This is a genomic window from Rhizobium sp. SG570, from assembly GCF_012275345.1.
Classification (GTDB): domain Bacteria; phylum Pseudomonadota; class Alphaproteobacteria; order Rhizobiales; family Rhizobiaceae; genus Rhizobium; species Rhizobium lusitanum.
The window spans coordinates 419,261-440,530 of sequence record NZ_JAAZQI010000001.1 but is presented as its reverse complement, the minus strand read 5'-3'; the positions used below and the strand labels follow the sequence as shown (position 1 = coordinate 440,530).

Sequence of the window (21,270 nt, the reverse complement as noted above, 5' to 3'; positions counted from 1 at the left end):
GGGGGGAGGTCGCCGCAAAGCGGCGGGTGGGCGTGACGCTCCGAGATTCCGTAGGATCACCCCACCCCGGAGCCTTGCTCCGACACTCCCCTCAAGGGGAGGGTGGATCAACAAAGAGCCGAACCATGACCCTGTCTGAAGCCACTACGATTACCAAACCAGAGACCCGCAAGCGGCCGCTTGTTGTCATGGAGCAGGTCTCCAAAGTCTTCTCCAACGGCACGCTGGCGCTTTCCGGCATGTCGATCAACGTGGAGAGCGGCGAGTTCATCAGCCTGCTCGGCCCCTCCGGTTGCGGCAAGTCGACGGCGTTGCGCATTATCGCCGGCCTCGGCGGCGCCTCAGGCGGCAGGATCGACTGGCCGAGTTCGCGCATCAACGCCAAGGGTCTTCCGGACGGCGATATCAGCTTCGTTTTCCAGGAACCGACGCTTCTCCCCTGGAAAACGGTCTTCGGCAATGTCCATCTGCCCTTGAAGCTGCGGGGGGTTTCGAAGGCGGCGGCGTATGAGCAGATCATGGAGACTTTGGCGACGGTCGGCCTTCAGGATTTCGCCGAGGCCTATCCGCGCGAATTATCCGGCGGCATGAAAATGCGTGTCTCGATCGCCCGCGCTCTGATCACCAAGCCGAAGCTGCTGCTGATGGACGAACCCTTTGCTGCGCTCGACGAAATCACCCGCCAGAAGCTCAATGATGACGTCCTGCGCCTCTGGCAGACAACGGGTATCACCGTCATCTTCGTCACCCACTCCGTTTATGAATCCGCCTATCTCTCCAACCGCATCGTCGTCATGAAGGCCCGTCCAGGCCGTGTCCACACGGATTTCCCACTGGTGACCAGCGGCGAGCGCGACCCTCTCTACAGGTCATCGGAAGAGTACCGGCAGGTTTGCGAGAAAGTCTCCCTCTCCCTGATCGAGGCCATCGGCTGGCCGGAGGCCCATTGATGAGCGACAGCACCAGCCTGCCCGCCGATCTTTCCACCAACGCCTCCGAGGCACCGCCTGCGCCGGCAATCGGGAAAAGGAACGCTGGGCGCCTCCTCGGCGTCACCGTGCCAGTGCTGACCGTCGTCGTCTTGGTCGCCCTCTGGCAGCTCCTCGTCGTCGGCGCCGACATCCCGCAATATATCCTGCCGAGCCCGATCGCCGTCGCCAAGGCGCTCATCTCCGACTGGGGCATCCTGTGGCCGGCATTGTGGGTGACCACCCAGATCACCTTCATATCGCTGGTGCTGGCGCTCATCGGCGGCGTCGGCTTTGCGGTCTTCCTCGTGCAGTCGCGCTGGATCGAGCTCGCCTTCTATCCGCTGGCGGTCATCCTGCAGGTCACGCCGATCGTGGCGATCGCGCCGCTGATCCTGATCTACGCGCCGACCCGCGAGTCGGCGCTGCTGATCTGCGGCTTCCTAGTCGCCTTCTTCCCGATCCTGTCCAACATGGTGCAAGGGCTGAAGAGCGTCGATCACAATCTGCTCAATCTCTTCGATCTCTATGGGGCCTCGCGCTGGCAGGCCTTGCTGCATCTGAAGCTGCCGGCCGCCCAGCCTTATTTCATGACCGGGCTCCGGATCGGCGGCGGCCTGTCGCTCATCGCATCCGTCGTCGCGGAATTTGCCGCCGGCTCCGGCGGTCCCAATTCCGGCCTGGCTTTTCGCCTGCTCGAAGCGCAATACCGCCAGAACATGCCGCGCCTCTTTGCAGCCTTGCTGCTGTTGTCGGCGCTCGGCGTCGCCATCTTCGCCTTCACCTCCTTCATCTCATGGCTGAGCCTGCATCGCTGGCATGAGAGCAGCCTCAAGCGGGAGAACTGATGTCCCACGCCTTCATGTCGCCGCCGAATGCCGCCCGCTTCGTGCTGAGCAACGCCACCGTTCCCGCCGTGACGCTGTCCGGCTTTCGCGCACCCGCCAGCGAAGGGCTCGTCAGGGCCGATATCGTCGTCGCCGATGGCCTGATCAAGGATATCCTGCCGGCCGGCACCGCGCCGGCTGAATATGCCAAGGTCGATATGAAGGAAGGCATGATCTGGCCGACCTTCGTCGATATGCACACCCATCTCGACAAGGGCCATATATGGGAGCGACGCTCCAATCCGGACGGCAGCTTCATGGGCGCGCTCGATGCCGTGCGCTCCGACCGGGAAGCCAACTGGTCGGCCGACGATGTGCGCAAGCGCATGGAATTCTCGCTGCGCTCAGCCTACGCCCACGGCACCGGCCTGATCCGCACCCACCTGGATTCGCTGGCGCCTCAGCACCGCATTTCCTTCGAGGTTTTCACGTCGGTCCGCGAGGCCTGGAAAGACAGGATCGCGCTGCAGGCCGTCGCCCTCTTTCCGCTCGACAGCATGGTGGACGATGCCTTCTTCGCGGATCTGCTCGGCGTCGTGCGCGATGCGGGCGGCCTGATGGGTGGCGTCACGCAGATGAACCCGGACATCGATGCGCAGCTCGACAAGTTGATCCGCGCCTCTGCCGACAACGGCCTCGACATCGATCTGCATGTCGACGAGACAGAGGACAGAGAGGTGCTGACGCTGAAGGCGATTGCCGAAGCCGTGCTCCGCAATGGCTTCACCGGCAAGGTCACCGCCGGGCATTGCTGCTCGCTTGCCCGCCAGGACGAGGATGTGGCCCGCGCCACCATCGATCTCGTCGCCAAGGCCGGGATTTCCATCGTCTCCCTGCCGATGTGCAACATGTATCTCCAGGACCGCCATGTGGGTCGCACACCGCGCTGGCGTGGCGTCACCCTGCTGCACGAGCTTGCCGCAGCCGGCGTACCCACAGCCGTCTCCTCCGACAATACCCGCGATCCCTTCTATGCCTATGGCGATCTCGACCCTGTTGAGGTCTTCCGGGAAGCCGTGCGCATCCTGCATCTCGACCATCCGCTGGATACGGCCGCTCGCGTGGTGACGACCTCTCCCGCCAGCATCCTCGGCCGCCCAGATATCGGCCGCGTCGCCGTCGGCGGTCCTGCCGACCTCGTCCTCTTCAGCGCCCGGCGCTGGAGCGAATTCCTCTCCCGCCCACAGTCCGACCGCGTCGTCCTTCGCAAGGGCAAGGTGATCGACCGGAGCCTGCCGGACTATCGTGAACTCGACAGCGTCATTGGAGCGTAAAATGCCGGATTATCAGCGCATCAAGAAGGAACTCGAAGGCATCGCCGTCGAAGACAATCCGGCGCTCGTGCGCCAGAAGAGCCGCGACTTCTATTGGTATTCGCCGATCCTGAAAGCGCAGCTCGACAATGTCACCGCCGACCTCGTCGTCACGCCGAAGACCGAGGAAGAGGTGATCCGCACGCTGAAGGTCGCCTATGCGCATGACGTGCCCGTAACGCCGCGCGGCGCCGGCACCGGCAATTACGGCCAGGCTATGCCGCTCTCCGGCGGCATCGTGCTCAACCTTGCGGCCATGAACAAGGTCAGGGAGATCCATCCCGGCCGCGTCATCTGCGAACCCGGCATCGTCATTGCCGAACTCGACCGCCAGACCAAGGCCCATTCCGGCCAAGAGCTGCGCTTCCACCCCTCGACCGCACAGACGGCGACGATCGGCGGCTTCATCGCCGGCGGCTCCGGCGGCGTCGGCTCCATCACCTGGGGCGGGCTACGCGATCTCGGCAATATCCTGCGCCTGCGCGTCGTCACCATGGAAGCAGAACCGCGCGTTCTCGACCTGACCGGTTGGGATTTGACCAAGGTCAGCCATGCCTATGGCACCAACGGCATCATCACCGAGATCGAAATGCCGCTGGCGCCCGCCTATGACTGGGTGGACGTGCTGGTCGGCTATGACGACTTCATGTCTGCCGTGCGCTTCTCCGATGCTCTCGCCAAGTGCAACGGCATACTGGTCAAGGAAATCGCACCGATCGCAGCACCCATCCCGCACGAATACTTCACCCGCCACAAGCCCTATATCCGCGAGGGACAGTCGGTCGTGGCGTTGATGATCGCGCCGCATTCGATGGATCCCTTCGTCGCCTTCGCCAGCCAGCAGAAGGGTGAGATCACCTTCCGCTCCGACAAGGTGGAGAGCATGAAGGGCATCCCGCACGCCTATGAACTCGCCTGGAACCATACGACGCTACGCGCCATCAAGGTCGATCCGTCGATCACCTACCTGCAGGTGCAGTATCCGGGACCGGACCATGTCGCCAAGGTGCAGAAGATGGTGGAAATCTTCGGTGACGAGGTGCCCGGCCATCTCGAATTCATCAAGTTCGACGGCCAGATCCAGTGCTCCGGTCTGCCGCTGGTGCGCTACACCTCCGAAGCCCGGCTCGAGGAGATCATCAAGATCCATCAGGATCACGGCTGCCCGATCTTCAATCCGCACCGCTATACGCTGGAGGAAGGCGGTATGAAGCAGACGGACGCCGTCCAGCTCGCCTTCAAGCGGGAAACCGACCCGAAAGGCCTGCTCAACCCCGGCAAGATGATCGCCTGGGACGATCCGAATTTCGACTTCAAGTCAGGCAAGAACTACCTCTTCCCCGGCCTTGCGGCGCTGATGGAGGCCTCATGAAGGTTCTCGTCCTTCATTCGCATCCGGTGGAGGAAAGCTTCGGTGCGGCGCTGCACCGGCAAACCATCGAGAGCCTGAAGACCGCCGGCCACGACGTCGATGACTGCAACCTCTATGCCGAGGGCTTCGATCCCGTGCTGTCTCGCCGCGATCGCATGATCTATCACGACTATCCCGACAATACCGAGGTGGTGAAGCCCTACGTCGAACGGCTGGAGCGCGCAGAAGCGCTTGTCATCGTCACGCCGGTCTGGAACTTCGGCTTTCCGGCCATTCTGAAAGGCTATTTCGACCGCGTCTGGCTCCCCGGCGTCTCCTTCGAGCTCGTCGACGGCAAGGTGCGCTCCAAGCTGCAGCATATCCGCAAGCTCGGCGCGGTGCTCACCTATGGCGCCGATCCCTTCCGCGCCTTCATCGCCGGCAATCCGCCGAAGAAGATCGTCAAGCGTGTCCTGCGGGCGCAGATCAAGCCCTTTGCCCCGGTCGTCTTCCTCGCCCACTACGACATGAACCGCTCGACCGACGAGACGAGAGGGCGGTTCCTTGAAAAGGTGAAGCAGGAAATGGGGCGGTTCTGACGCTCCAGCCTCAGGTCCGGGTCGAGATCAGCAGGAACATCGGCCGCTCGCGCTCGATCGCCCACTCCGGATGCAAGGCAAGTTCCGCATCGCTCGGCGACCACTCCTCGACATGCGCAATAGTGAAGCCCGACTTTATCAGCAGGTTGAGCGTCGTGCCCATGGTGCGATGCTGCTTGACAACGCCTTCGGCGAGCCAGTTCGTCACCCTCGGCCCCTCGATCTGATAGGCATTCAGCGGCCAGACCTTGCCGCCATCCGCGCCGACCAGCCATTCCGGCTGCCGCGGCGCCATGTAGATCGGATGTTCGATGGAAAAGATCAGCCGTCCGCCCGGCTTCAACGCCTGGCGGATATTGATCAGAAGCCCGGCGAAATCCTTGATATAGTGGAAGGCGAGCGAGCTGTAGACGAGATCGAAGCCGCCGGCCGGAAGCTGCAGCCTTTCCAGATCCGCCTTGTCGTAGCGAATGCGGGCATCCGTCGTCTCGGCGCGGGCACGCGCAAGCATGTTGTCCGACACATCGAGCCCCAGCACGCCGGCGGCGCCGTGCTCGGCCGCCCATCGGCAGAACCATCCGAAGCCGCAACCGAGATCGACGACATCGAGGCTATGCAGATCCGGCAGCAAGGCGCGGATAGCCGGCCACTCCGCAGCTCCAGCCAGCCCGTCGACCGAACGCTGAAGCCGGCTATAACCTTCGAAAAAGCCTGGATCGTCGTAGATATTCTGGGTCACGCCAGTCTCCTGAAGATCGGCAGGTTCGATCCGACAGCGCCAACACCGGAGCCGGAAGCGCTGAGGTTACATCACCTTCGCTGCCGTGACCTCGACCTCTACCAGAAACTCCGATCGGGTAAACCCGCCGACGATCAGCAGCGTCGAAACCGGCTTCGGATCCAGCGTATAGCGGTCACGCACGGCCATATAGGCGGGGAAGTCCTCGCGTGTGGTGACGAAACCGGCGATGCGGATGACGTCGGCGAAGCTCATGCCTGCATCGTCGAGAATGGCCTTGATTGCCTGGAAACACATCTCGGCCTGAGAGGTAACGTCATGCGGGATTCGGTCATCGAGGCCGATGCCGAGCTGGCCGGATGTGACAAGAAGACTGGCGCCCGGCGGCACCAGCAGGCCGTGATTGTAATTGCCGAAGGGGCGTCGGACAGACGGTGGGTTGAATACCTTCTTCATCGATAGCGATTCCTCGTGATCGGACCGATTTCAGCATTTTGAGGCCAAGCCGACAAGCCGTTCAATGCGCTTGTGCTGAAGTAACCACCCGATTTCGACGGACCTCCAACAGGATATGACCGAAGAGTGCAGCCAGCACGATCGGTCCGCCGATCAACGTCGCCGTCGACGGGCGCTCGGCAAAGGCCATCCAGACCCAGAGCGGCGTCAGCGGCACTTCGAGCGCCGTCAGCAGGGCGGCATCCGAGGCCGGAACCAGCCGCGAGCCGAATGTGTAAAGGCTGAGGCCCATTGCATTCTGAATGATGCCGAAAGCGATGATCAGGCCGAGATCCTGTCCCGACAGCGCAAGCGGCGAAGCGAACCAGAAGGTAATGAAGGAGCACAGCCAGGCCGACAAAGCCATGGCCGGCAGCATCGGCACATTGCGATGCTGACGCATGACAACGGCGAGACCGGCGACCGTCAGCGTCATGACGCCCGCGAGAACCTTGCCGAGCCAGCTGCCCCCGTCGCTCGCATGTCCCGAAAGCATGACGAGGACGCCGATAAAGGCGATGCCGCTGGCAACCAGCGTCCGCATGTTCGGACGCTCGCCGATGAAGAGAAAGGCAACGCCCGCGGTAACAAAGGGCACGGTCGCGTAGATGACCATGGCATCGGCAACCGAGGTATAATAGATCGAGCCGATACCGCTTATCATGGACGCCGTGGAAAAGATCGTCGCCGCCAGCGAAGGGCCGCGCATAGAGCGCAGGATGCGCCAGGCGTTGCGGCGTTCAATGTAGAAAAACAGCGTGAATACGCCCAGGCCTGAGACTATTCCACGACAGAAGAGGATGGTCATGAAGTCCGCATGGATCGCCCGCACGAAGAGACCGGAGGTCGACCAGGCCAGCGCCGAAAGCGCCACATAGGTCACGCCCAGCCTGTATTGCTGCTGTTCCGCCAGCGTCACCATCAACTCCCCCGTCCCTTAGCGGCAGATCATTAGCGAGCGGCGATGATACCCACAAGCAAAGCTTGCGCCGCTCCATGTCGCGGATGCCGGAAGATTGTGAGGGTTGCAGGAAGGCCACGCCAGATCCCGTCAGTTGAGTGGCGGATGGTCGATGTCGTCTTGAACACGGACCGGATCACATTCATCTTGCAGATATTCTCTGCCGCTTTACGGTCCGCATGGGTTTCGGTTCAGGGAGAATCAATTGCGCTTGCTGTCAGCCACCTTGTTCGCATGCGGCTGCGTCAGCCTGGCCGATGGTCCTCTTTGGCCGCCGGCGCAAACCTATGTCGATACGACGGTGCAATGCAGCCAGAGCAGCAATCCGGCCCGTTGCCAATACACGCGCGATACGTGGAAGGCCGACTATGACGAGGCCATTGCGGGCGGATATCGAGCCCAGAAACATGTCGCATTGTGCCTGAGTACCGGCTGCGATGAGGCAATTCAGCCCGACAAGATGCTTGGCTGCGCCTGGCGCATCGTCATTGCCGATGCGAGACATGCTGAGGCCGACAGCACCGATGCGATGAATCTCGACCGTTTCTGTGGAACCGATTATATCGACGAGAACGGAAAACTTGCGGCCGCATCCCAGGCGAAGGCAATGCTGCGCCTGATCGGAAAATAGCCGGCCGCAGAGCGGCCGGGATCTCATTCAAACTCACGCGTAAGGCGTGAGGAAGACGCGGATCGCCTCGATCTCGTTCGGCCTGATGTCGTGGCCGCCGGGATGCCATTCGAGCGTCGTCTCAGCCTCCTGCCGCGCGAAATAATCGGCCAGAGCCTTGGTTACGGGCGCAGGCGAGATCGGATCCCGCTCGCCTGCGGTGATCAGCACACGCCTGCCCTCCAGCCGGGCATTATCCTTCGGCTGGAACGGGATCAGCGGATGCATGAGCACGGCCGCGTCGAAAAGATCGCCATGCTCGATCAGCACGGTGGCGAGGATATTGGCCCCGTTGGAGAAACCGAGACCAAGCACCTGCGACGCGCCGTATTCGGCCGCAAGGCCCGAGACATAGGCCGCCATCTTGTCCGTTGCCCGAGCAAGGTCCGCCATATCGTAGACACCCTCGCCCGTCCGGCGGAAGAAGCGCGCCGCACCATGTTCCGAGACATCGCCGCGCGGCGACACGATGGTCGCCTCGGGCAGCAAGCGGGCACCGAAATCGAAGAACTGATTCTCGTCACCGCCAGTGCCGTGAAAGGTGAAAAGAATGGGTTTTCCGGGTGCACCGGCCTTCAGCCGGTGCACATAGGTCGTATCCGTCATGATCCTCTCCCAATTAGCCTTCCAGCGGTTCGAGGTGCTGCTCGATCAAGGCGCGCAGATGCGCATGCTGCTCAGGCAGTTTCAGTGCCTCGCCGAGATGGGCCGTATCCTCGTCACGGTTGAAGCCGGGTTCGTTGGTGGCGACTTCGAACAGCACGCCGCCCGGCGTGCGGAAATAGATCGCCCAGAAGTAGTCGCGGTCGATAACAGGCGTGACCTGGTACCCCGTATCCATCAGCGCCTTGCGCACCTCAAGCTGCTTTGCGCGGTTCTCGACGGCAAAGGCGACGTGGTGGACGGAACCCGCGCCCGGAAGCGCACGGTTGATATTCGGCATGGTTTCAAGGTCGACATAGTCGGCACCGTTGCCGCCAGGCATGGCGAGACGCTTGACGCCCTCATGCGTATCGACCACCTCGTAACCCATATATTTCAACAGTTCGGCCGTGGCGCCCTCGTCCCGCAGCCGCATGGCGACGGAATGGAAACCCCTGATGGCATGCTCGGCATCGACACCGCCATGCGTCCAGGGCTGACGGTTGTCATCCTTGACTTCGACGAGAGCGAAGCCATCGCCATCCGGGCCGGCGAAATGCAGGCGCTTCTGACCGAAGGATTCGTCGGCTTTCAAGCCTTCGACACCCTGCTTGCCCAGCCGGTCGGTCCAGTAGCCGATCGCACCTTCCGGAACGGAGAAGACGGTGTTGCCGACTTCGCCGGTGCCCGGGCGACCCTGTGCCATCTTCGGGAACGGAAAGTAGGTCATGATCGTGCCGGGCGCGCCGGTCTCGTCACCATAGTAGAGGTGATAGACATCGGGCGCATCGAAATTGACCGTTTTCTTGACGCGGCGCAGGCCGAGCGTATCGGTGAAGAACTTGTTGTTGGTCCGGGCGTCTCCAGCCATCGAAGTAACGTGGTGAAGACCTTTGATCTGATTGAGCATCTCTAACCCCTTGTCTCGCCTGCGACGGCAGGCGTTTCTCATGGGCAGAAGATGGTCCGGGAAGCCCTGTTTCGATAGCCCCCAAGTGCCAAACGGATTGTCTTCAATTGTTGAACGACGGATAGAGGTCGTTCAATATGAGCTTAGCTATTGCCCGGATTGCTCGGCAGCGCCCAATCGATCGGCTCTCGACCATTCTCAGCCAGATAGGCATTGGCCTTGGAAAAATGCCGGCAACCGAGGAAACCGTTATGGGCAGACAGCGGCGATGGGTGGGCTGCCTTCAGCACCAGATGGCGTTCGGTATCGACAAAGGCGGCCTTCTTCTGTGCATAGGAGCCCCAGAGCATGAAGACGACGCCATCGCATTCGTCGTTGACCTTGCGGATCACGGCATCGGTAAAGCGCTCCCAGCCCTTGCCCTGATGCGAGGCGGCCTGCGATTCCTCGACCGTCAGCACGCTGTTGAGCAGCAGCACGCCCTGCTTCGCCCAGCTTTCCAGAAAGCCGTGCCGCGCTGGCGGAATGCCGAGATCGGTCTCGAGCTCCTTGTAGATATTGACAAGCGACGGCGGAATGCGCACGCCGGGGCGAACGCTGAAGCAGAGCCCATGCGCCTGACCGCTGCCGTGATAGGGGTCCTGCCCGAGAATGACGACCTGCACCTCATCGAGCGGCGTCAGATCCAGCGCCCGGAAATACTCGCTGCCGCGCGGAAAGATCACCTTGCCACGCTGCTTCTCCTCGACAAGAAAGGATTTGAGCTGCTGCATGTAGGGGCTTTCGAATTCCGGAGACAGCGCCTCTTTCCAGCTTTCCTCCAGCTTGATACCCGCTTCCGCCATCGTCTCTCGCCTCCGTCTGTTGTCAGCATGCCGATTGAGGATGAAAGCGAGGGCGTGTCAAGAAAATGGCGGATGTCGCGGCGGGGAGATCACAGTTTTCAGGGCGCATGCACGGAAGCCTTTCATTCGAGGTTCCGCATTTCGGTATCCATCCAGCCGCAGAATTGCCGGACTGCTCTCGATTCCGAGCGGCGCTGGTAACGATATGTTCCGGTCTCCACTGGCTCATATCCGGGTAGCGTCACCAACGCGCCCGACTTCGTTTCCCTGCCTGTCAGAATTGTCGGTGCGAGTAACATCCCAAGACCGGCAACACAGGCATGAAGAGCAGCGTCGTCCGTGTCGAATGCATGGGCGAGAGAAAGGTCTGCTGGCGAAATATCAAACGTCTCGCACCAGAGCTTCCAGTCCCAGTTTCCCACACAGCATTGAAGAGCCGGTATGTCCGGAACGGCAATCTCCTGACTGGCATCCCTTGCCAGCAGGCTCGGAGAAACAACCGGGCGGCGCAGGTCGCGAGCAAGGAACTCCCATCCCTCGGCCGCCTCCCCTATCCGGAAATGACGGATGCTGACGTCAGAGTCCGGGACGGTTGGAAAACCTCGCGCAGAACTCGTTTCCACCCGAACGCGGACCTGTGGGCAGAGGGCGCGAAAACGATCCAGTGACGGGATGAGCCAACGCAGCGCAAGCGACGTCGTCGCGTGGACGCTGATTTCATTTTCGTCGCGATAAAGGGCATCGGCCGAACGCTCGATGAGTCCGATCGCCGGCGCGACCTCCTCATAGAACCGCCGTCCCACGTCGGTCAGTGAAATGGTGTTATTTCCTCGGCGGAAGAAGCCCACCCCAAGCTCGTCTTCGAGTTTTTTGAGTTGGTGGCTTACCGCGCCGGAGGTAACACCGAGTTCAGCGCCCGCGGCCGTCAGACTTCCGGTGCGCGCCACGATTGCAAATACCCTGATGGCGTTGAGAGAGACGCGATGCTTTTCCTGCATGAATTTTCCTCAGGCTCCCCTCAAATTCCTCGTTTGAGCATCACGCGAAAATCTAGCACAAGCGAAGGCGAAAAGGCTCCCAAGAAAATGCGATGTGCTCACGCCGATCACACAGATACCAAAGCCGTCGCATGGGTGGTCGCTGGGGCAGCATTATTTTCTTTAGGCCTCACATCGACAAAGTCTGCTGACGGAAGCATCGGTCCTTCGTCGTTTCCTTGACAGAAACAAAAGCTACTCGCACTCAGAGGTCTTTAATGACTCCCCTTCGACATCACGGCCGCGATTTGATCGCGCTTTCCGCGCCAGTTGCAGGGATGCCGTTCCGCTCGCCCACAGCCCGGGCCGTTGCCGCCCTGTCGCTGACCCAGCTCATTGGTTGGGGCGCTACGTTCTGGTTGCCCGCTGTCACAGGACCTGCCATGGCCGGCGAACTGGGCATGGCCCTGCCCATGGTCATGGCGGGACCCACAGTGATGCTTGTCGTGATGGCCATGGCGTCCTGGCCGCTGAGCGCCATCTTAGAGCGGCACGGCGCCCGCCCGATTATGGTTTGGGGGTCGCTTCTGGGCGCAGCCGGTCTGCTGGTCATGGGCTTGGCCAATGGTCCGGCACCCTATGTCCTGTCGTGGATCATTCTCGGGCTCGCCGGTGCCAGCATGTTAACGACACCGGCGCAGATCGCGGCGACCGAGATCGCCGGCGAGAAAGCGCGCCAGGCGCTCGGCGTGCTGATACTTGCCGGTGGGCTGACATCAACCATCGTCTGGCCGCTGACAGGCCTTCTGCAAGCTCAATGGGGATGGCGCACGACGACGCTGGTCTATGCCGCCCTCATGCTCCTTGTCTGCATGCCACTGCATTGGACCATGCTTGCGCACCGCCCCACGGAAAAATCGGCTGCGAAGGCGACGACCGAGCCTGCTTCCATCGACAGGCCGAGGTTCGTCCTGCTGGCCGCAAGCTTTGCCGCCAACGGCTTCGTAACCTGGGGATTTGCCCTCACCATCATCATTCTGTTCGAGGCTGCGGGGCTCGATCACGCCAGTGCGCTCGCGGCCGCAGCCTTCATCGGTATTGCTCGATGGGCGGGGCGCATGATCGACGTCCTAGGCGGCCGGCGATGGTCAGGCTTCGTCACCGGTGTTGCCGCCTCTGCCCTGCTTCCGCTGAGCTTCATCGTTCTTCTCCTAACCAACAATTTCATCGGCGCCATGCTTTTCGCCACGCTTTATGGAATTGCCAGTGGTATCACCGCCGTCACCCGAGCGACGCTGCCGCTCCAGATTTTCCCCGCCGGCGCCTATGCTCGCGCATCGGCACAGCTGGCCGTGCCGCTCAATCTCTCCTTTGCCGTCGCTCCACCGGCGTTCACCGCCATCATGACATCTGCCGGTCCTCATGCCGCCCTATGGCTGGCCTTTGTGATCTCAATCTTTGCCTTCTGCACGCTTCTTGGCCTTCTGCTGCTACATCGCCGAATGGACCACACAACACAAAGGGCTGAAACCTGATGTCATAGTCTCGGAGCAGGCTGACAGCGCTTACGACACAGTTCCCTTGGATCCTGTCTCTCAACCGCCTCCCCTCCGCAATCACCCCTTGATCCGCACCATCTGCGGATCATAAAGCGGTTTCAGCGACACCTGGCATGGCACGCGCTGCTGCGCGACATCTAGCTCATAGCGGCCGGAAAGCACGAAATCCTCCGTCACCCCGCCGGGGTCACGGACATAGCCATAGCCGATGGCCTTGCCGATCGTGTAGCCATAGCCGCCGCTCGACAGCCAGCCGACGCGCTGGCCGTCGCGGTAGATCGTCTCTCGGCCGAGCAGCACGGTCTGCGGATCGTCGGGCACGAAGCAGGCAAGCATCTTCTTCACGCCTGATGCCAGTTGCCGCTCGATCGCCTCTCGGCCGCGGAATGCGACATCCTTCTTCGTCTTCACCGCCCAGGCGAGCCCTGCCTCGATCGGCGTATGATCCGGCCCGATATCGGAACCCCAGGCGCGATAGCCCTTTTCCAGCCGGCAGCTTTCGATGGCGCGATAGCCGGCATTGATGAGGCCATGCTCGCGGCCGGCCGCCATCAGCACATCGTAGACGGTGGTGGCATATTCCACAGGCACATGCAGCTCATAGCCGAGTTCGCCGACATAGGTGATGCGCAGCGCCCGCACCGGGCAGCCGGCAATACCGATCGTCTTCACCCTGCCAAAGGGGAAAGTGGCGTTCGAAACATCGTCCGATGTGACAGTCTGCAATATCTCGCGCGATTTCGGCCCCATCAGCGACAACACGGAATAGGCGGAGGTCACATCCACCAGTTCGGCATGCAGGTCGGCTGGAATATTTCGGGCAATCCAGTCGAAATCATGCGTGGCGAAGCCGGTGCCCGTCGTGATGTAGAACTCGTTCTCGGCAATACGGCCAATTGTGACATCGCACTCGATGCCGCCCCGATCGTTCAGCATCTGCGTATAGGTCAGCGCGCCCGCAGGCTTGGCGACGTCGTTGGAGGCGATCCACGAGATCGCCGCCTCAGCATCCCGGCCTTTCAACACGAACTTGGCAAAAGACGTCTGGTCGAAGATGACGGCGGCCTCGCGAACCGCCTTATGCTCACGACCGACGGCATCGAACCAGTTCTGACGGCCATAGGTGTAGACGTCCTTCGGCTCCTCGCCCGTAAAGAGATCGGCAAACCAGTTCGGCCGCTCCCAGCCGAGCTTTTCGCCGAAACAGGCGCCCTGCGCCTTCAGGCGATCATAGAGCGGCGACTTGCGGCAGGGTCGGCCGCTGGAATGCTCCTCGAAGGGCCAGGCCATGGTGTAGTGCTTGCCATAGGCTTCCAGCGTGCGCGTGCGCACCCAGTCTGTGTCGAAATGCGGACGGCCGAAGCGGCGGATATCGACCGGCCAGAGATCGTAGGGCGGCTCGCCCTTTACCACCCATTCGGCGAGCGCCATGCCCGCGCCGCCGGCAGAGGCGATGCCGAAGGCGTTGAAGCCGGCGCCGACGAAGAAGTTTTTCAGCTCCGGCGCCTCGCCGAGGATGAAGTTGCCATCGGGCGTAAAGCTCTCGGGGCCGCAGAGCAGCTGCTTGACGCCGGCCATCTGCAGGGCCGGCACGCGCACCAGCGCCTGCTCCATGATCTGCTCGAAATGATCGAAATTGCTGTCGAGCAGCGTGTAGTGGAAATCTTTGGGAATAGCATCAAGCGCCCAGGGGATCGGGTTGGGCTCATAGCCACCCATGACCAGCCCGCCGACCTCTTCCTTGTAGTAGGTCAGCCTGTCCGGGTCGCGCAGCGTCGGCAGGTTGGAGGGCACGCCGAAGGACTCGGTGATCAGATATTGATGCTCGACGGAGACGAGCGGCACATTGACGCCGAAGCGGCCAGCAAACGTCCGCGTCCACTGCCCGGCGCAAACGACGACGCGCTCGCATTCGATGCGGCCCCTGTCGGTAATGACGGCGCGGATCCGGCCCTTGTCGATCTCGAGATCCAGAACCTCGGTATCCTCGAAGATCGAGACGCCGCTCATGCGAGCGCCTTTCGCCAGCGCCTGGGTGATATCGGAAGGATTGGCCTGACCGTCGGTCGGCAGGAAGGCGGCGCCGACGAGATCGTCGATATCCATCAACGGCCAGAGATCGAAAGCCTCCTTGGGCGTCAGCAGATGCATCTGCAGGCCGAAGGATTGCGCCGTCGTCGCCTGCCGCTTGACCTCTGTCCAGCGCTCCTCGTTACAGGCGAGACGCAACCCGCCATTCATCTTCCACCCGGTGGCAAGCCCTGTCTCGGCCTCCAGTTTCTGGTAGAGATCGACGGAGTAGCCGAGCATCTGGGTGATATTGGCGCTGGTGCGCAACTGGCCGACAAGGCCGGCGGCGTGAAACGTGGTGCCCGACGTCAGCTTCTTGCGCTCCAGCAGCACGGTATCGGTGAAGCCGAGCTTGCCGAGATGATAGGCCGTCGAGCAGCCGATGATGCCGCCGCCGATGACGACGGTCTTTGCAGTGTTCGGCAGTTCCTTCATTGCTTCACCTCAAGAATTCCGAAAACTCTGCCAGGCGCTCTCGAACCGCCGCAGATTTTCGTTTGTGTAGGAAGAATAGTCGAAATCGATATCGGAATGGATTTCCGAAACCATGCTCCACATCGTCTCGCGCAGGAGCGAAGCGCATTTCATCGCCTGGTAGCGCCGGCGCAGATCGTCATTTATCGGCGCTTCGAAATAGGTTTCCAGCATGACGCTCTCCTGCGCTTCGGAGAATTCGTTGTTGGAGGCTAGGCCGCCAAGATCGAAGAGCGGCGTGTTGAAGCCGGCATAGTCCCAGTCGATCAGCCAAAGCCGCTTGCCATCATCGAGAAAATTCGCGGCCAGCAGGTCGTTATGGCCGAAGGCGATGTCGAAAGGGCCGGCCGCCTGTTCGAGCCGTTGCGCTATATCGAGAAAGGACGGCAGCAACGGCTTGTGCCGGCTACCGCCGGCATCGAGTGCGGCCGCATAATCCCTGACCACATGAAAGACCCAGAAGATCGCGGGCGGCCCGCGAAAATGCCCGGCGACATCGCGATGGCAGGAACGGACGAGACGCACGACGCGCGCCAACATCGCGGGATCGCGGACACCGTCGGCAGAGAGCGGCTTTGCATCGATATAATCCAGCACCAATATGCCGGGCTCATGGTGGATGACGGCCGGCGAAAGACCGGCCGCATGCGCTGCCCGGCTCGCAGCCACCTCGTGGACGCGGCTGATATGGTGAATGGGAATATCGGAGCCAAGCCTGACGACGAAGCGCCGGCCGCTGTCGCTGACCAGATAATTGCGATTGGTGATGCCGCCGACGAGCGGGGCGATATCGATCGGCCCGTGCCAAATGCCAAGAGACTGTATCTTGTCTTCAGCCGTTGCGATCATCCCCCCTCCGACGTTGCGACCGTGTATCCTCGATAATGGAAGGGTTCCTCACCAACGGAGGCTTGTCAAGCATCATCCCACAAAAGGAAACGAATATTTGGCTTTTTGTTGGTTTGACGAAAAGGAACGCCATCGCATGAGCTATGGATATCGCAACAGAGCGCTTCACCGTAAGTGAGATTTGACTTAAAAACTCACACGCGAGGCAAATGGATCGAGCTTGCGTCTTTACGCCACTTTCCGGCGTCGCATGACTGCCCGATCCGCAAGCCGCTCGCACATTTTGGGATCATACCCCTAATAGGATCAGGACCATGCCGGGCACCTCCCAACCGCCGCTTCATTCCAATCATCGCGAACGGGAGATCCTGGAGGAGCTGCGGCTGGCCGGCGGCGCCAGCCGCATTCAATTCCTCGCCGAACGGCTCGGCGTCTCGGAAGAAACCATTCGCCGCAACATCCGCAGTCTGGAGGCCAATGGCCTCGTGACCAAGGTGCATGGCGGCGTCCATATCAAGGACGCCATGATCGAGCCGCCGCTGCACCTGCGGATGAACGAGAATGCCGAAGCAAAGCGGATGATAGCCGCGTCCGTCGCGGCGATGATCAAGGACGGCGACACCCTCTTCCTTGATGTCGGCTCCACCACGGCTTTCATCGCCGTTGCGCTGCAAAAGCACCAGAACCTCTTCGTCGTCACCAACGCCGTGTCTGTGGCCCATGCGCTCGCCACCCGCAATGGCAACCGCGTCTTCTTCGCCGGCGGCGAGCTGCGTGGTCACGATGGCGGCACTTTCGGCATGGAAGCGGCCAATTTCCTGCGGCGCTTCAATGTGCGTCATGCCGTGTTGTCCGTCGGCGCCGTCAATGCCACGTCCGGCTTCATGCTGCACGATCTCGAGGAAGCGGAATACTCTCGAGAAGCCGCAAGCCGCGCCGAAAACCGCATCATCGTTGCCGACAGCGCCAAGTTCGGCCGCACCGCGCCGGTCGTTCTCAACGAACCGGCAACCTATGACGTGCTGGTCACCGACGACATGCCGCCGCCGGACATCCGGGCCATGCTGGAGCGCAACGAGATCGAACTGGTGATCGCCAACCGGCAGCGGATGGAGCGGCGGTAAGCGGCTAACCCTTGCACATGGCTTCCAGCGTCAGCGCCGCCTTGCTGGCGTGGCGCTCCTTATGACGCAGCAATCGGAAGCTGCGGACGGGCATATCGAAGCGGGCCTGAACCAGCAGACCCTGCCCGAGATAGGCCCTGGCCGCCGCGCTGGAAATAGCGGCCGCGCTTTGTCCCGCGCAAGCGGCTGATAGCACGGCCTCGTTCGAGGGCAGGACGAGCGCCACCTTGAGATCACCCGGCGAAGCGCCAAGCTTGGCAACCGCGTTTTCGAATTCCGATCGGGTGCCGGAACCCTCTTCGCGCATCACCCAGGATGTGTCGCTGGCAAGATCGGCCGCGGCCAGCTGCCGTCCATCCGCCCAGGGATGGTGTGGCGGCACGACAATGACCAGCGCATCCTGCGCAACGATCGTCATCGACAGGGCCGGCGCATCCACCTCACCTTCGATGAAACCGAGCTCGGCCGCGCCATTGATGACGGCTTCGGTGACGGTGCGCGTATTGCCGATCGTCAGGTCCAGTTCGATGCCGGGATAGTCACGATGAAACCGCATCAGCAACGGCGGCAGCCAGTAGCTGGCGATGGTCTGACTGGCATAGAGGCTGAGCTGACCGCGCTGCAGGCCGCCCAGCTCGGACAGCATCAGTTCGGCCGAGCGCACGCGGGCCAGCGTCGCCTTGGCTTCGCCGAGGAAGGAGCGGCCCGTCTCCGTGAGCTCGATTCGCCTGCCGACGCGGTCAAACAGCTCCACGCCATAATAGGCTTCAAGGTTCTTGATCGCCGAACTGACAGCCGAGGGTGTCAGATGAATGGCTTCCGCGGCATGCGTCAGATGTTCCCGCTCGGCGACGGCGACGAAAATGGCAAGTTGCTCGAAGGTCATGGGAAATCATTCTAATTTATCGAACGAAACGTAGGATAATATTCGATGGATGTCCACATCGGGAGATGAGACTTTCCAGCCGTCACTCAATCGGAATAACGAACGGCAGTACGACATGTCCTATGCTCAGCGCGCAAACCAGATACTTCCCGGCCTTGCACTCACTTGCGTCGTTGCGCTTCTTGCCTATGCCGGCGAGCACATTGAGGAGGGCATTTTCGGTGGCAGGTGGATCGAGGGCCTGGTGCTTGCCATCGCGCTCGGCATCGTCGTCTGCACCATCAAACCGCTGAAGCCGGCCATGCGGCCAGGTATCGATTTCAGCGCCAAGATCCTGCTGGAAATCGCCATCGTCCTTCTGGGCGCATCCATCAGCCTTTCGGCGATCCGGGGCGCGGGCGTCTGGCTGATTGCCGGCATCGCCATCGTCGTCGTCCTTTCGATCGCGGCCACCTATCTCATCGGGCGGCTGCTCGGCCTGCCGCCGAAGCTGGCGACGCTGATCGCCTGCGGCAACTCGATATGCGGCAATTCGGCCATCGTCGCCGTAGCCCCCGTGATCGAGGCGGACTCGCAGGAAATCGCGGCAGCCCTGGCATTCACCGCCGTGCTCGGCATTGCGGCTGTATTCCTCTTGCCGCTTCTCTATTTTCATCTTGGCATGAGCGTACCGCAATACGGCACATTGGCCGGGCTCACCGTCTACGCCGTACCCCAGGTGCTTGCCGCCACGGCCCCGGCCGGCCTTCTCGCCGTCCAGACCGGCACACTCGTCAAGCTCGTGCGCGTCCTGATGCTGGGACCGGTCATCTTCCTGCTCGGCATCCTCACCAAGGTCGAAACGACAGACGCGAAAGGACGCAGCGGCCATCATCACTCGCTGGTTCCGTGGTTCATCTGCGGTTTCCTTGGGCTGATGGCACTGCGCTCCTTCGGCCTCATTCCGGACGCGCTGATCGCCCCGATGGAATCGGTTTCAGGCATCCTGACTGTCATCGCGATGGCGGCACTCGGGCTGTCGGTGAATATCCGCTCGGTTGCCCATGCCGGCGGCCGCGTGATCGTAGCGGCCACATTGTCGCTGCTGATGCTGGGCGCCATCAGCTACGCTCTGATCGTCGCCTTGCAGATCCAGTAGTCCGCCCGCCGCCACCAGCCGAGGATCGGTTCTTGCCCGATGTGCGGGCCGATTTCAGCAAAGCGGCGGTATCGCTCTCCGAAGAAGGATAGCCGATGGCGTAACCCTGAAGTTCATCGCAGCCGACCTCTGCCAGAATGCACGCATGCTCTTCGGTCTCGACACCCTCGGCGATAACCTCGACATTCAATGTCCGGGCGATTTCGACGATCGAGCCGACGAGGCGGCGCTGCTCGTCTGACACGGTTATCGCCGTCACCAGCTGCCGGTCGATCTTCAGCCGCTTCGGCTTCAGCTTGACCAGACCGATCAGCGAAGCATGACCCGATCCGAAATCGTCGATTTCAATATCGATCCCCATCTCCTTGATCGCATCGATATTGGCCAGCACCCTGTCATCGGGATCGTCGAGGAAAATGGTTTCCACCAGTTCGAAGGCGATGGCCTGGCGCGGTATCTCGAGCGCCTGCAACCCCTCGATCAAATTGGGGTCGGCAAGCCGGCGTCCGGAAATGTTGACGGCAATGCGCGGCGGCGCGATACCTTGCGAAACCCAGGCGGCGCGATCGGCAAGCGCGCGCTTCAACACAGCGGCATCGATCTCGGCCGTCAGCCCATATTCGTCTGCAACCTTGAGGAACGCTGCCGGGTTCAACAGTCCCTTTTCCGGATGCCGCCAGCGTGCCAGCGCCTCCAGCCCGACGATGTGGCGGCTGCGCGCATCCACCTGGATCTGATAGAAAGGCTCGATCTGACGCAGCACAGGCGCCAACCGCAACTCGTCGGCCAGCTGACGTTCCGTGTGCAGATCGGACTGGAGCTGCGGCGTGAAGAATTCGACCCGATTGCGCCCGAGCTTCTTGGCCTGGAAAAGCGCCACGTCGGATTCCGCCAGCAGATTGCCCGCGCGGTCAGCCCGGCTTGAGGCCACGCCAACGGATGCGCCGATCCGCAGCATTTCATTGCCGAAGCGCACTTCGCGCCGCAATCGCGAGAGAATATCGTCCGCAATGGCTTCCAGCTTTTCGGCACTGCCGACATTGGCCAAAACAGCGACGAATTCGTCGCCGCCGACACGGGCCACAATGTCGTTGGCGGTGATCGCGCCGGAGATACGCGCGGCCGCGCTCTGCAGGGTCGCATCCCCGGCCGCATGGCCCCATTTGTCGTTGATCTCCTTGAAGCCGTCGAGATCGATATGGAGCACGGCCAATGTCTGCCCGGCATTATCCTTGCGCAATTCGGCCAGCCGCCGGTCGAAATAACGTCGATTGGGAAGGCCGGTCAGATAATCATGATCGGCGGCATGCTCGATACGCGCGCGGCTTTGCTCGAGCGCCACCGCGCGCGCTTCGGCGATGGCCTTCTGGCTGCTGAGCTCGCGATTGAGCAGGACGTCGGCGGTGACATCCCATTCCGCACCGATGAAGGACGGCGCACCATCGGGACCTTCATAGAAATGAGCGCGTGAGCGCAGATGCCGCACCTCTCCGCCCGGCAGGACGACGCGAAACTGCGAGTTATAGAAACCCCTTTCGCCAAGGGCGGCCTGAAAGTCGCTAAGCGCCTCCTCAACGTCTTCGGGGTGCAGGGCTTTCAGCCAGACATCGGATGATACCTTGCGATCCTGGCGACCGGTCCCGTAGAGCTTGTGCATCTGGGGATCCCAGAGCAGTTCCTCATCCTTGATATTGTGCTGCCAGACACCGATTTGAGACGCCTCCAGCGCAAGCTCCAGCCTTCTCAAAAGGTCCTGGAACTCTTCCTCTGTTCGCCCTGACGCCGCCTCTGCCAACCGGCTTCACCCCCTTGG

Annotated in this window: 20 protein-coding genes; 9 read left to right on the top strand and 11 right to left on the bottom strand. The window is 61.6% G+C overall.

What is annotated here, in order from left to right:
• The first annotated feature begins 125 nt into the window (after nt 1-125).
• Genes FHT28_RS02115 through FHT28_RS02095 form a run of 5 tightly spaced genes read left to right on the top strand, consistent with a single transcriptional unit; the run spans nt 126 to nt 5,118 of the window.
• Complete coding sequence (locus tag FHT28_RS02115; RefSeq protein ID WP_047562381.1) at nt 126-950, top strand: ABC transporter ATP-binding protein; 825 nt, start codon at nt 126-128, stop codon at nt 948-950.
• Nucleotides 950-1,816 (top strand): ABC transporter permease, encoded by an 867-nt coding sequence (locus FHT28_RS02110; protein ID WP_168595465.1) that lies wholly within the window; start codon nt 950-952, stop codon nt 1,814-1,816. The genes FHT28_RS02115 and FHT28_RS02110 overlap by 1 nt, the downstream gene beginning before the upstream one ends.
• On the top strand, nt 1,816-3,129 hold the full coding sequence (locus FHT28_RS02105) for a cytosine deaminase (RefSeq protein WP_168595464.1): 1,314 nt from the start codon (nt 1,816-1,818) through the stop codon (nt 3,127-3,129). The genes FHT28_RS02110 and FHT28_RS02105 overlap by 1 nt, the downstream gene beginning before the upstream one ends.
• Nucleotide 3,130: 1 nt before the next feature.
• Complete coding sequence (locus tag FHT28_RS02100) at nt 3,131-4,540, top strand: FAD-binding oxidoreductase (RefSeq protein ID WP_168595463.1); 1,410 nt, start codon at nt 3,131-3,133, stop codon at nt 4,538-4,540.
• On the top strand, nt 4,537-5,118 hold the full coding sequence (locus FHT28_RS02095) for an NAD(P)H-dependent oxidoreductase (RefSeq protein WP_037195268.1): 582 nt from the start codon (nt 4,537-4,539) through the stop codon (nt 5,116-5,118). The genes FHT28_RS02100 and FHT28_RS02095 overlap by 4 nt, the downstream gene beginning before the upstream one ends.
• Nucleotides 5,119-5,128: 10 nt before the next feature.
• Here the strand turns inward: FHT28_RS02095 and FHT28_RS02090 are convergent, their stop codons facing one another.
• From FHT28_RS02090 to FHT28_RS02080, 3 genes are all read right to left on the bottom strand, one after another.
• A complete protein-coding gene (locus FHT28_RS02090) occupies nt 5,129-5,857 on the bottom strand; it encodes a class I SAM-dependent methyltransferase (RefSeq protein ID WP_168595462.1) in 729 nt (242 codons plus the stop codon).
• A gap of 66 nt (nt 5,858-5,923) precedes the next feature.
• The gene (locus FHT28_RS02085; protein WP_037195272.1) at nt 5,924-6,313 is read right to left on the bottom strand and encodes a RidA family protein; all 390 of its coding nucleotides are present in this window, start codon (nt 6,311-6,313) and stop codon (nt 5,924-5,926) included.
• A gap of 61 nt (nt 6,314-6,374) precedes the next feature.
• Entirely contained in the window at nt 6,375-7,274 is a 900-nt protein-coding gene (locus tag FHT28_RS02080) for a DMT family transporter (RefSeq protein WP_210255354.1), read from the bottom strand.
• Nucleotides 7,275-7,518: 244 nt separating this feature from the next.
• Between FHT28_RS02080 and FHT28_RS02075 the strand changes: the two genes are divergently transcribed.
• On the top strand, nt 7,519-7,944 hold the full coding sequence (locus FHT28_RS02075; RefSeq protein ID WP_168595461.1) for a hypothetical protein: 426 nt from the start codon (nt 7,519-7,521) through the stop codon (nt 7,942-7,944).
• Between the two features lie 33 nt (nt 7,945-7,977).
• On the opposite strand, the gene FHT28_RS02070 is transcribed toward FHT28_RS02075, so the two are convergent.
• The 4 genes from FHT28_RS02070 to FHT28_RS02055 form a co-directional block, all read right to left on the bottom strand.
• On the bottom strand, nt 7,978-8,589 hold the full coding sequence (locus FHT28_RS02070; protein ID WP_168595460.1) for an alpha/beta hydrolase: 612 nt from the start codon (nt 8,587-8,589) through the stop codon (nt 7,978-7,980).
• Nucleotides 8,590-8,602: 13 nt separating this feature from the next.
• Nucleotides 8,603-9,535, bottom strand: coding sequence for a VOC family protein (locus FHT28_RS02065; protein WP_168595459.1), 933 nt, complete (start codon nt 9,533-9,535; stop codon nt 8,603-8,605).
• Nucleotides 9,536-9,678: 143 nt separating this feature from the next.
• A complete protein-coding gene (ung, locus tag FHT28_RS02060; protein WP_047562366.1) occupies nt 9,679-10,380 on the bottom strand; it encodes a uracil-DNA glycosylase in 702 nt (233 codons plus the stop codon).
• 122 nt (nt 10,381-10,502) lie between these two features.
• Nucleotides 10,503-11,378 (bottom strand): LysR substrate-binding domain-containing protein, encoded by an 876-nt coding sequence (locus FHT28_RS02055; protein ID WP_037195282.1) that lies wholly within the window; start codon nt 11,376-11,378, stop codon nt 10,503-10,505.
• A 257-nt stretch (nt 11,379-11,635) separates the two neighbouring features.
• Here FHT28_RS02055 and FHT28_RS02050 point away from each other — a divergent pair, with 257 nt between their 5' ends.
• Complete coding sequence (locus tag FHT28_RS02050; RefSeq protein WP_246704783.1) at nt 11,636-12,892, top strand: MFS transporter; 1,257 nt, start codon at nt 11,636-11,638, stop codon at nt 12,890-12,892.
• 81 nt (nt 12,893-12,973) lie between these two features.
• Here the strand turns inward: FHT28_RS02050 and FHT28_RS02045 are convergent, their stop codons facing one another.
• The gene (locus FHT28_RS02045; RefSeq protein WP_168595458.1) at nt 12,974-15,421 is read right to left on the bottom strand and encodes an FAD-dependent oxidoreductase; all 2,448 of its coding nucleotides are present in this window, start codon (nt 15,419-15,421) and stop codon (nt 12,974-12,976) included.
• 9 nt (nt 15,422-15,430) lie between these two features.
• Nucleotides 15,431-16,309, bottom strand: coding sequence for a choline kinase family protein (locus tag FHT28_RS02040; protein WP_092573329.1), 879 nt, complete (start codon nt 16,307-16,309; stop codon nt 15,431-15,433).
• Between the two features lie 314 nt (nt 16,310-16,623).
• Between FHT28_RS02040 and FHT28_RS02035 the strand changes: the two genes are divergently transcribed.
• The gene (locus tag FHT28_RS02035; RefSeq protein ID WP_037195293.1) at nt 16,624-17,433 is read left to right on the top strand and encodes a DeoR/GlpR family DNA-binding transcription regulator; all 810 of its coding nucleotides are present in this window, start codon (nt 16,624-16,626) and stop codon (nt 17,431-17,433) included.
• 4 nt (nt 17,434-17,437) lie between these two features.
• Here FHT28_RS02035 and FHT28_RS02030 read toward each other — a convergent pair whose 3' ends face one another.
• Nucleotides 17,438-18,319, bottom strand: a complete 882-nt coding sequence (locus FHT28_RS02030) for a LysR substrate-binding domain-containing protein (RefSeq protein ID WP_168595457.1) — start codon at nt 18,317-18,319, stop codon at nt 17,438-17,440.
• 115 nt (nt 18,320-18,434) lie between these two features.
• Here FHT28_RS02030 and FHT28_RS02025 point away from each other — a divergent pair, with 115 nt between their 5' ends.
• Complete coding sequence (locus FHT28_RS02025) at nt 18,435-19,457, top strand: YeiH family protein (protein ID WP_168595599.1); 1,023 nt, start codon at nt 18,435-18,437, stop codon at nt 19,455-19,457.
• On the opposite strand, the gene FHT28_RS02020 is transcribed toward FHT28_RS02025, so the two are convergent.
• Nucleotides 19,420-21,252, bottom strand: a complete 1,833-nt coding sequence (locus FHT28_RS02020) for a GGDEF domain-containing phosphodiesterase (RefSeq protein ID WP_168595456.1) — start codon at nt 21,250-21,252, stop codon at nt 19,420-19,422. The two genes, FHT28_RS02025 and FHT28_RS02020, sit on opposite strands and share 38 nt — an antisense overlap.
• Between the last annotated feature and the right edge of the window lie 18 nt (nt 21,253-21,270).

Excerpts from the sequence above, each read along its gene's own strand:
- FHT28_RS02080 (WP_210255354.1), bottom strand. The coding sequence starts at position 7,274 with ATGGTGACGCTGGCGGAACAGCAGCAATACAGGCTGGGCGTGACCTAT.
- FHT28_RS02055 (WP_037195282.1), bottom strand. The coding sequence starts at position 11,378 with ATGCAGGAAAAGCATCGCGTCTCTCTCAACGCCATCAGGGTATTTGCA.
- FHT28_RS02040 (WP_092573329.1), bottom strand. The coding sequence starts at position 16,309 with ATGATCGCAACGGCTGAAGACAAGATACAGTCTCTTGGCATTTGGCAC.
- FHT28_RS02030 (WP_168595457.1), bottom strand. The coding sequence starts at position 18,319 with ATGACCTTCGAGCAACTTGCCATTTTCGTCGCCGTCGCCGAGCGGGAA.
- FHT28_RS02105 (WP_168595464.1), top strand. The coding sequence starts at position 1,816 with ATGTCCCACGCCTTCATGTCGCCGCCGAATGCCGCCCGCTTCGTGCTG.
- FHT28_RS02045 (WP_168595458.1), bottom strand. The coding sequence starts at position 15,421 with ATGAAGGAACTGCCGAACACTGCAAAGACCGTCGTCATCGGCGGCGGC.
- FHT28_RS02110 (WP_168595465.1), top strand. The coding sequence starts at position 950 with ATGAGCGACAGCACCAGCCTGCCCGCCGATCTTTCCACCAACGCCTCC.
- FHT28_RS02095 (WP_037195268.1), top strand. The coding sequence starts at position 4,537 with ATGAAGGTTCTCGTCCTTCATTCGCATCCGGTGGAGGAAAGCTTCGGT.
- FHT28_RS02070 (WP_168595460.1), bottom strand. The coding sequence starts at position 8,589 with ATGACGGATACGACCTATGTGCACCGGCTGAAGGCCGGTGCACCCGGA.
- FHT28_RS02025 (WP_168595599.1), top strand. The coding sequence starts at position 18,435 with ATGTCCTATGCTCAGCGCGCAAACCAGATACTTCCCGGCCTTGCACTC.
- FHT28_RS02115 (WP_047562381.1), top strand. The coding sequence starts at position 126 with ATGACCCTGTCTGAAGCCACTACGATTACCAAACCAGAGACCCGCAAG.
- FHT28_RS02035 (WP_037195293.1), top strand. The coding sequence starts at position 16,624 with ATGCCGGGCACCTCCCAACCGCCGCTTCATTCCAATCATCGCGAACGG.
- FHT28_RS02100 (WP_168595463.1), top strand. The coding sequence starts at position 3,131 with ATGCCGGATTATCAGCGCATCAAGAAGGAACTCGAAGGCATCGCCGTC.
- FHT28_RS02050 (WP_246704783.1), top strand. The coding sequence starts at position 11,636 with ATGACTCCCCTTCGACATCACGGCCGCGATTTGATCGCGCTTTCCGCG.
- ung (WP_047562366.1), bottom strand. The coding sequence starts at position 10,380 with ATGGCGGAAGCGGGTATCAAGCTGGAGGAAAGCTGGAAAGAGGCGCTG.
- FHT28_RS02085 (WP_037195272.1), bottom strand. The coding sequence starts at position 6,313 with ATGAAGAAGGTATTCAACCCACCGTCTGTCCGACGCCCCTTCGGCAAT.
- FHT28_RS02065 (WP_168595459.1), bottom strand. The coding sequence starts at position 9,535 with ATGCTCAATCAGATCAAAGGTCTTCACCACGTTACTTCGATGGCTGGA.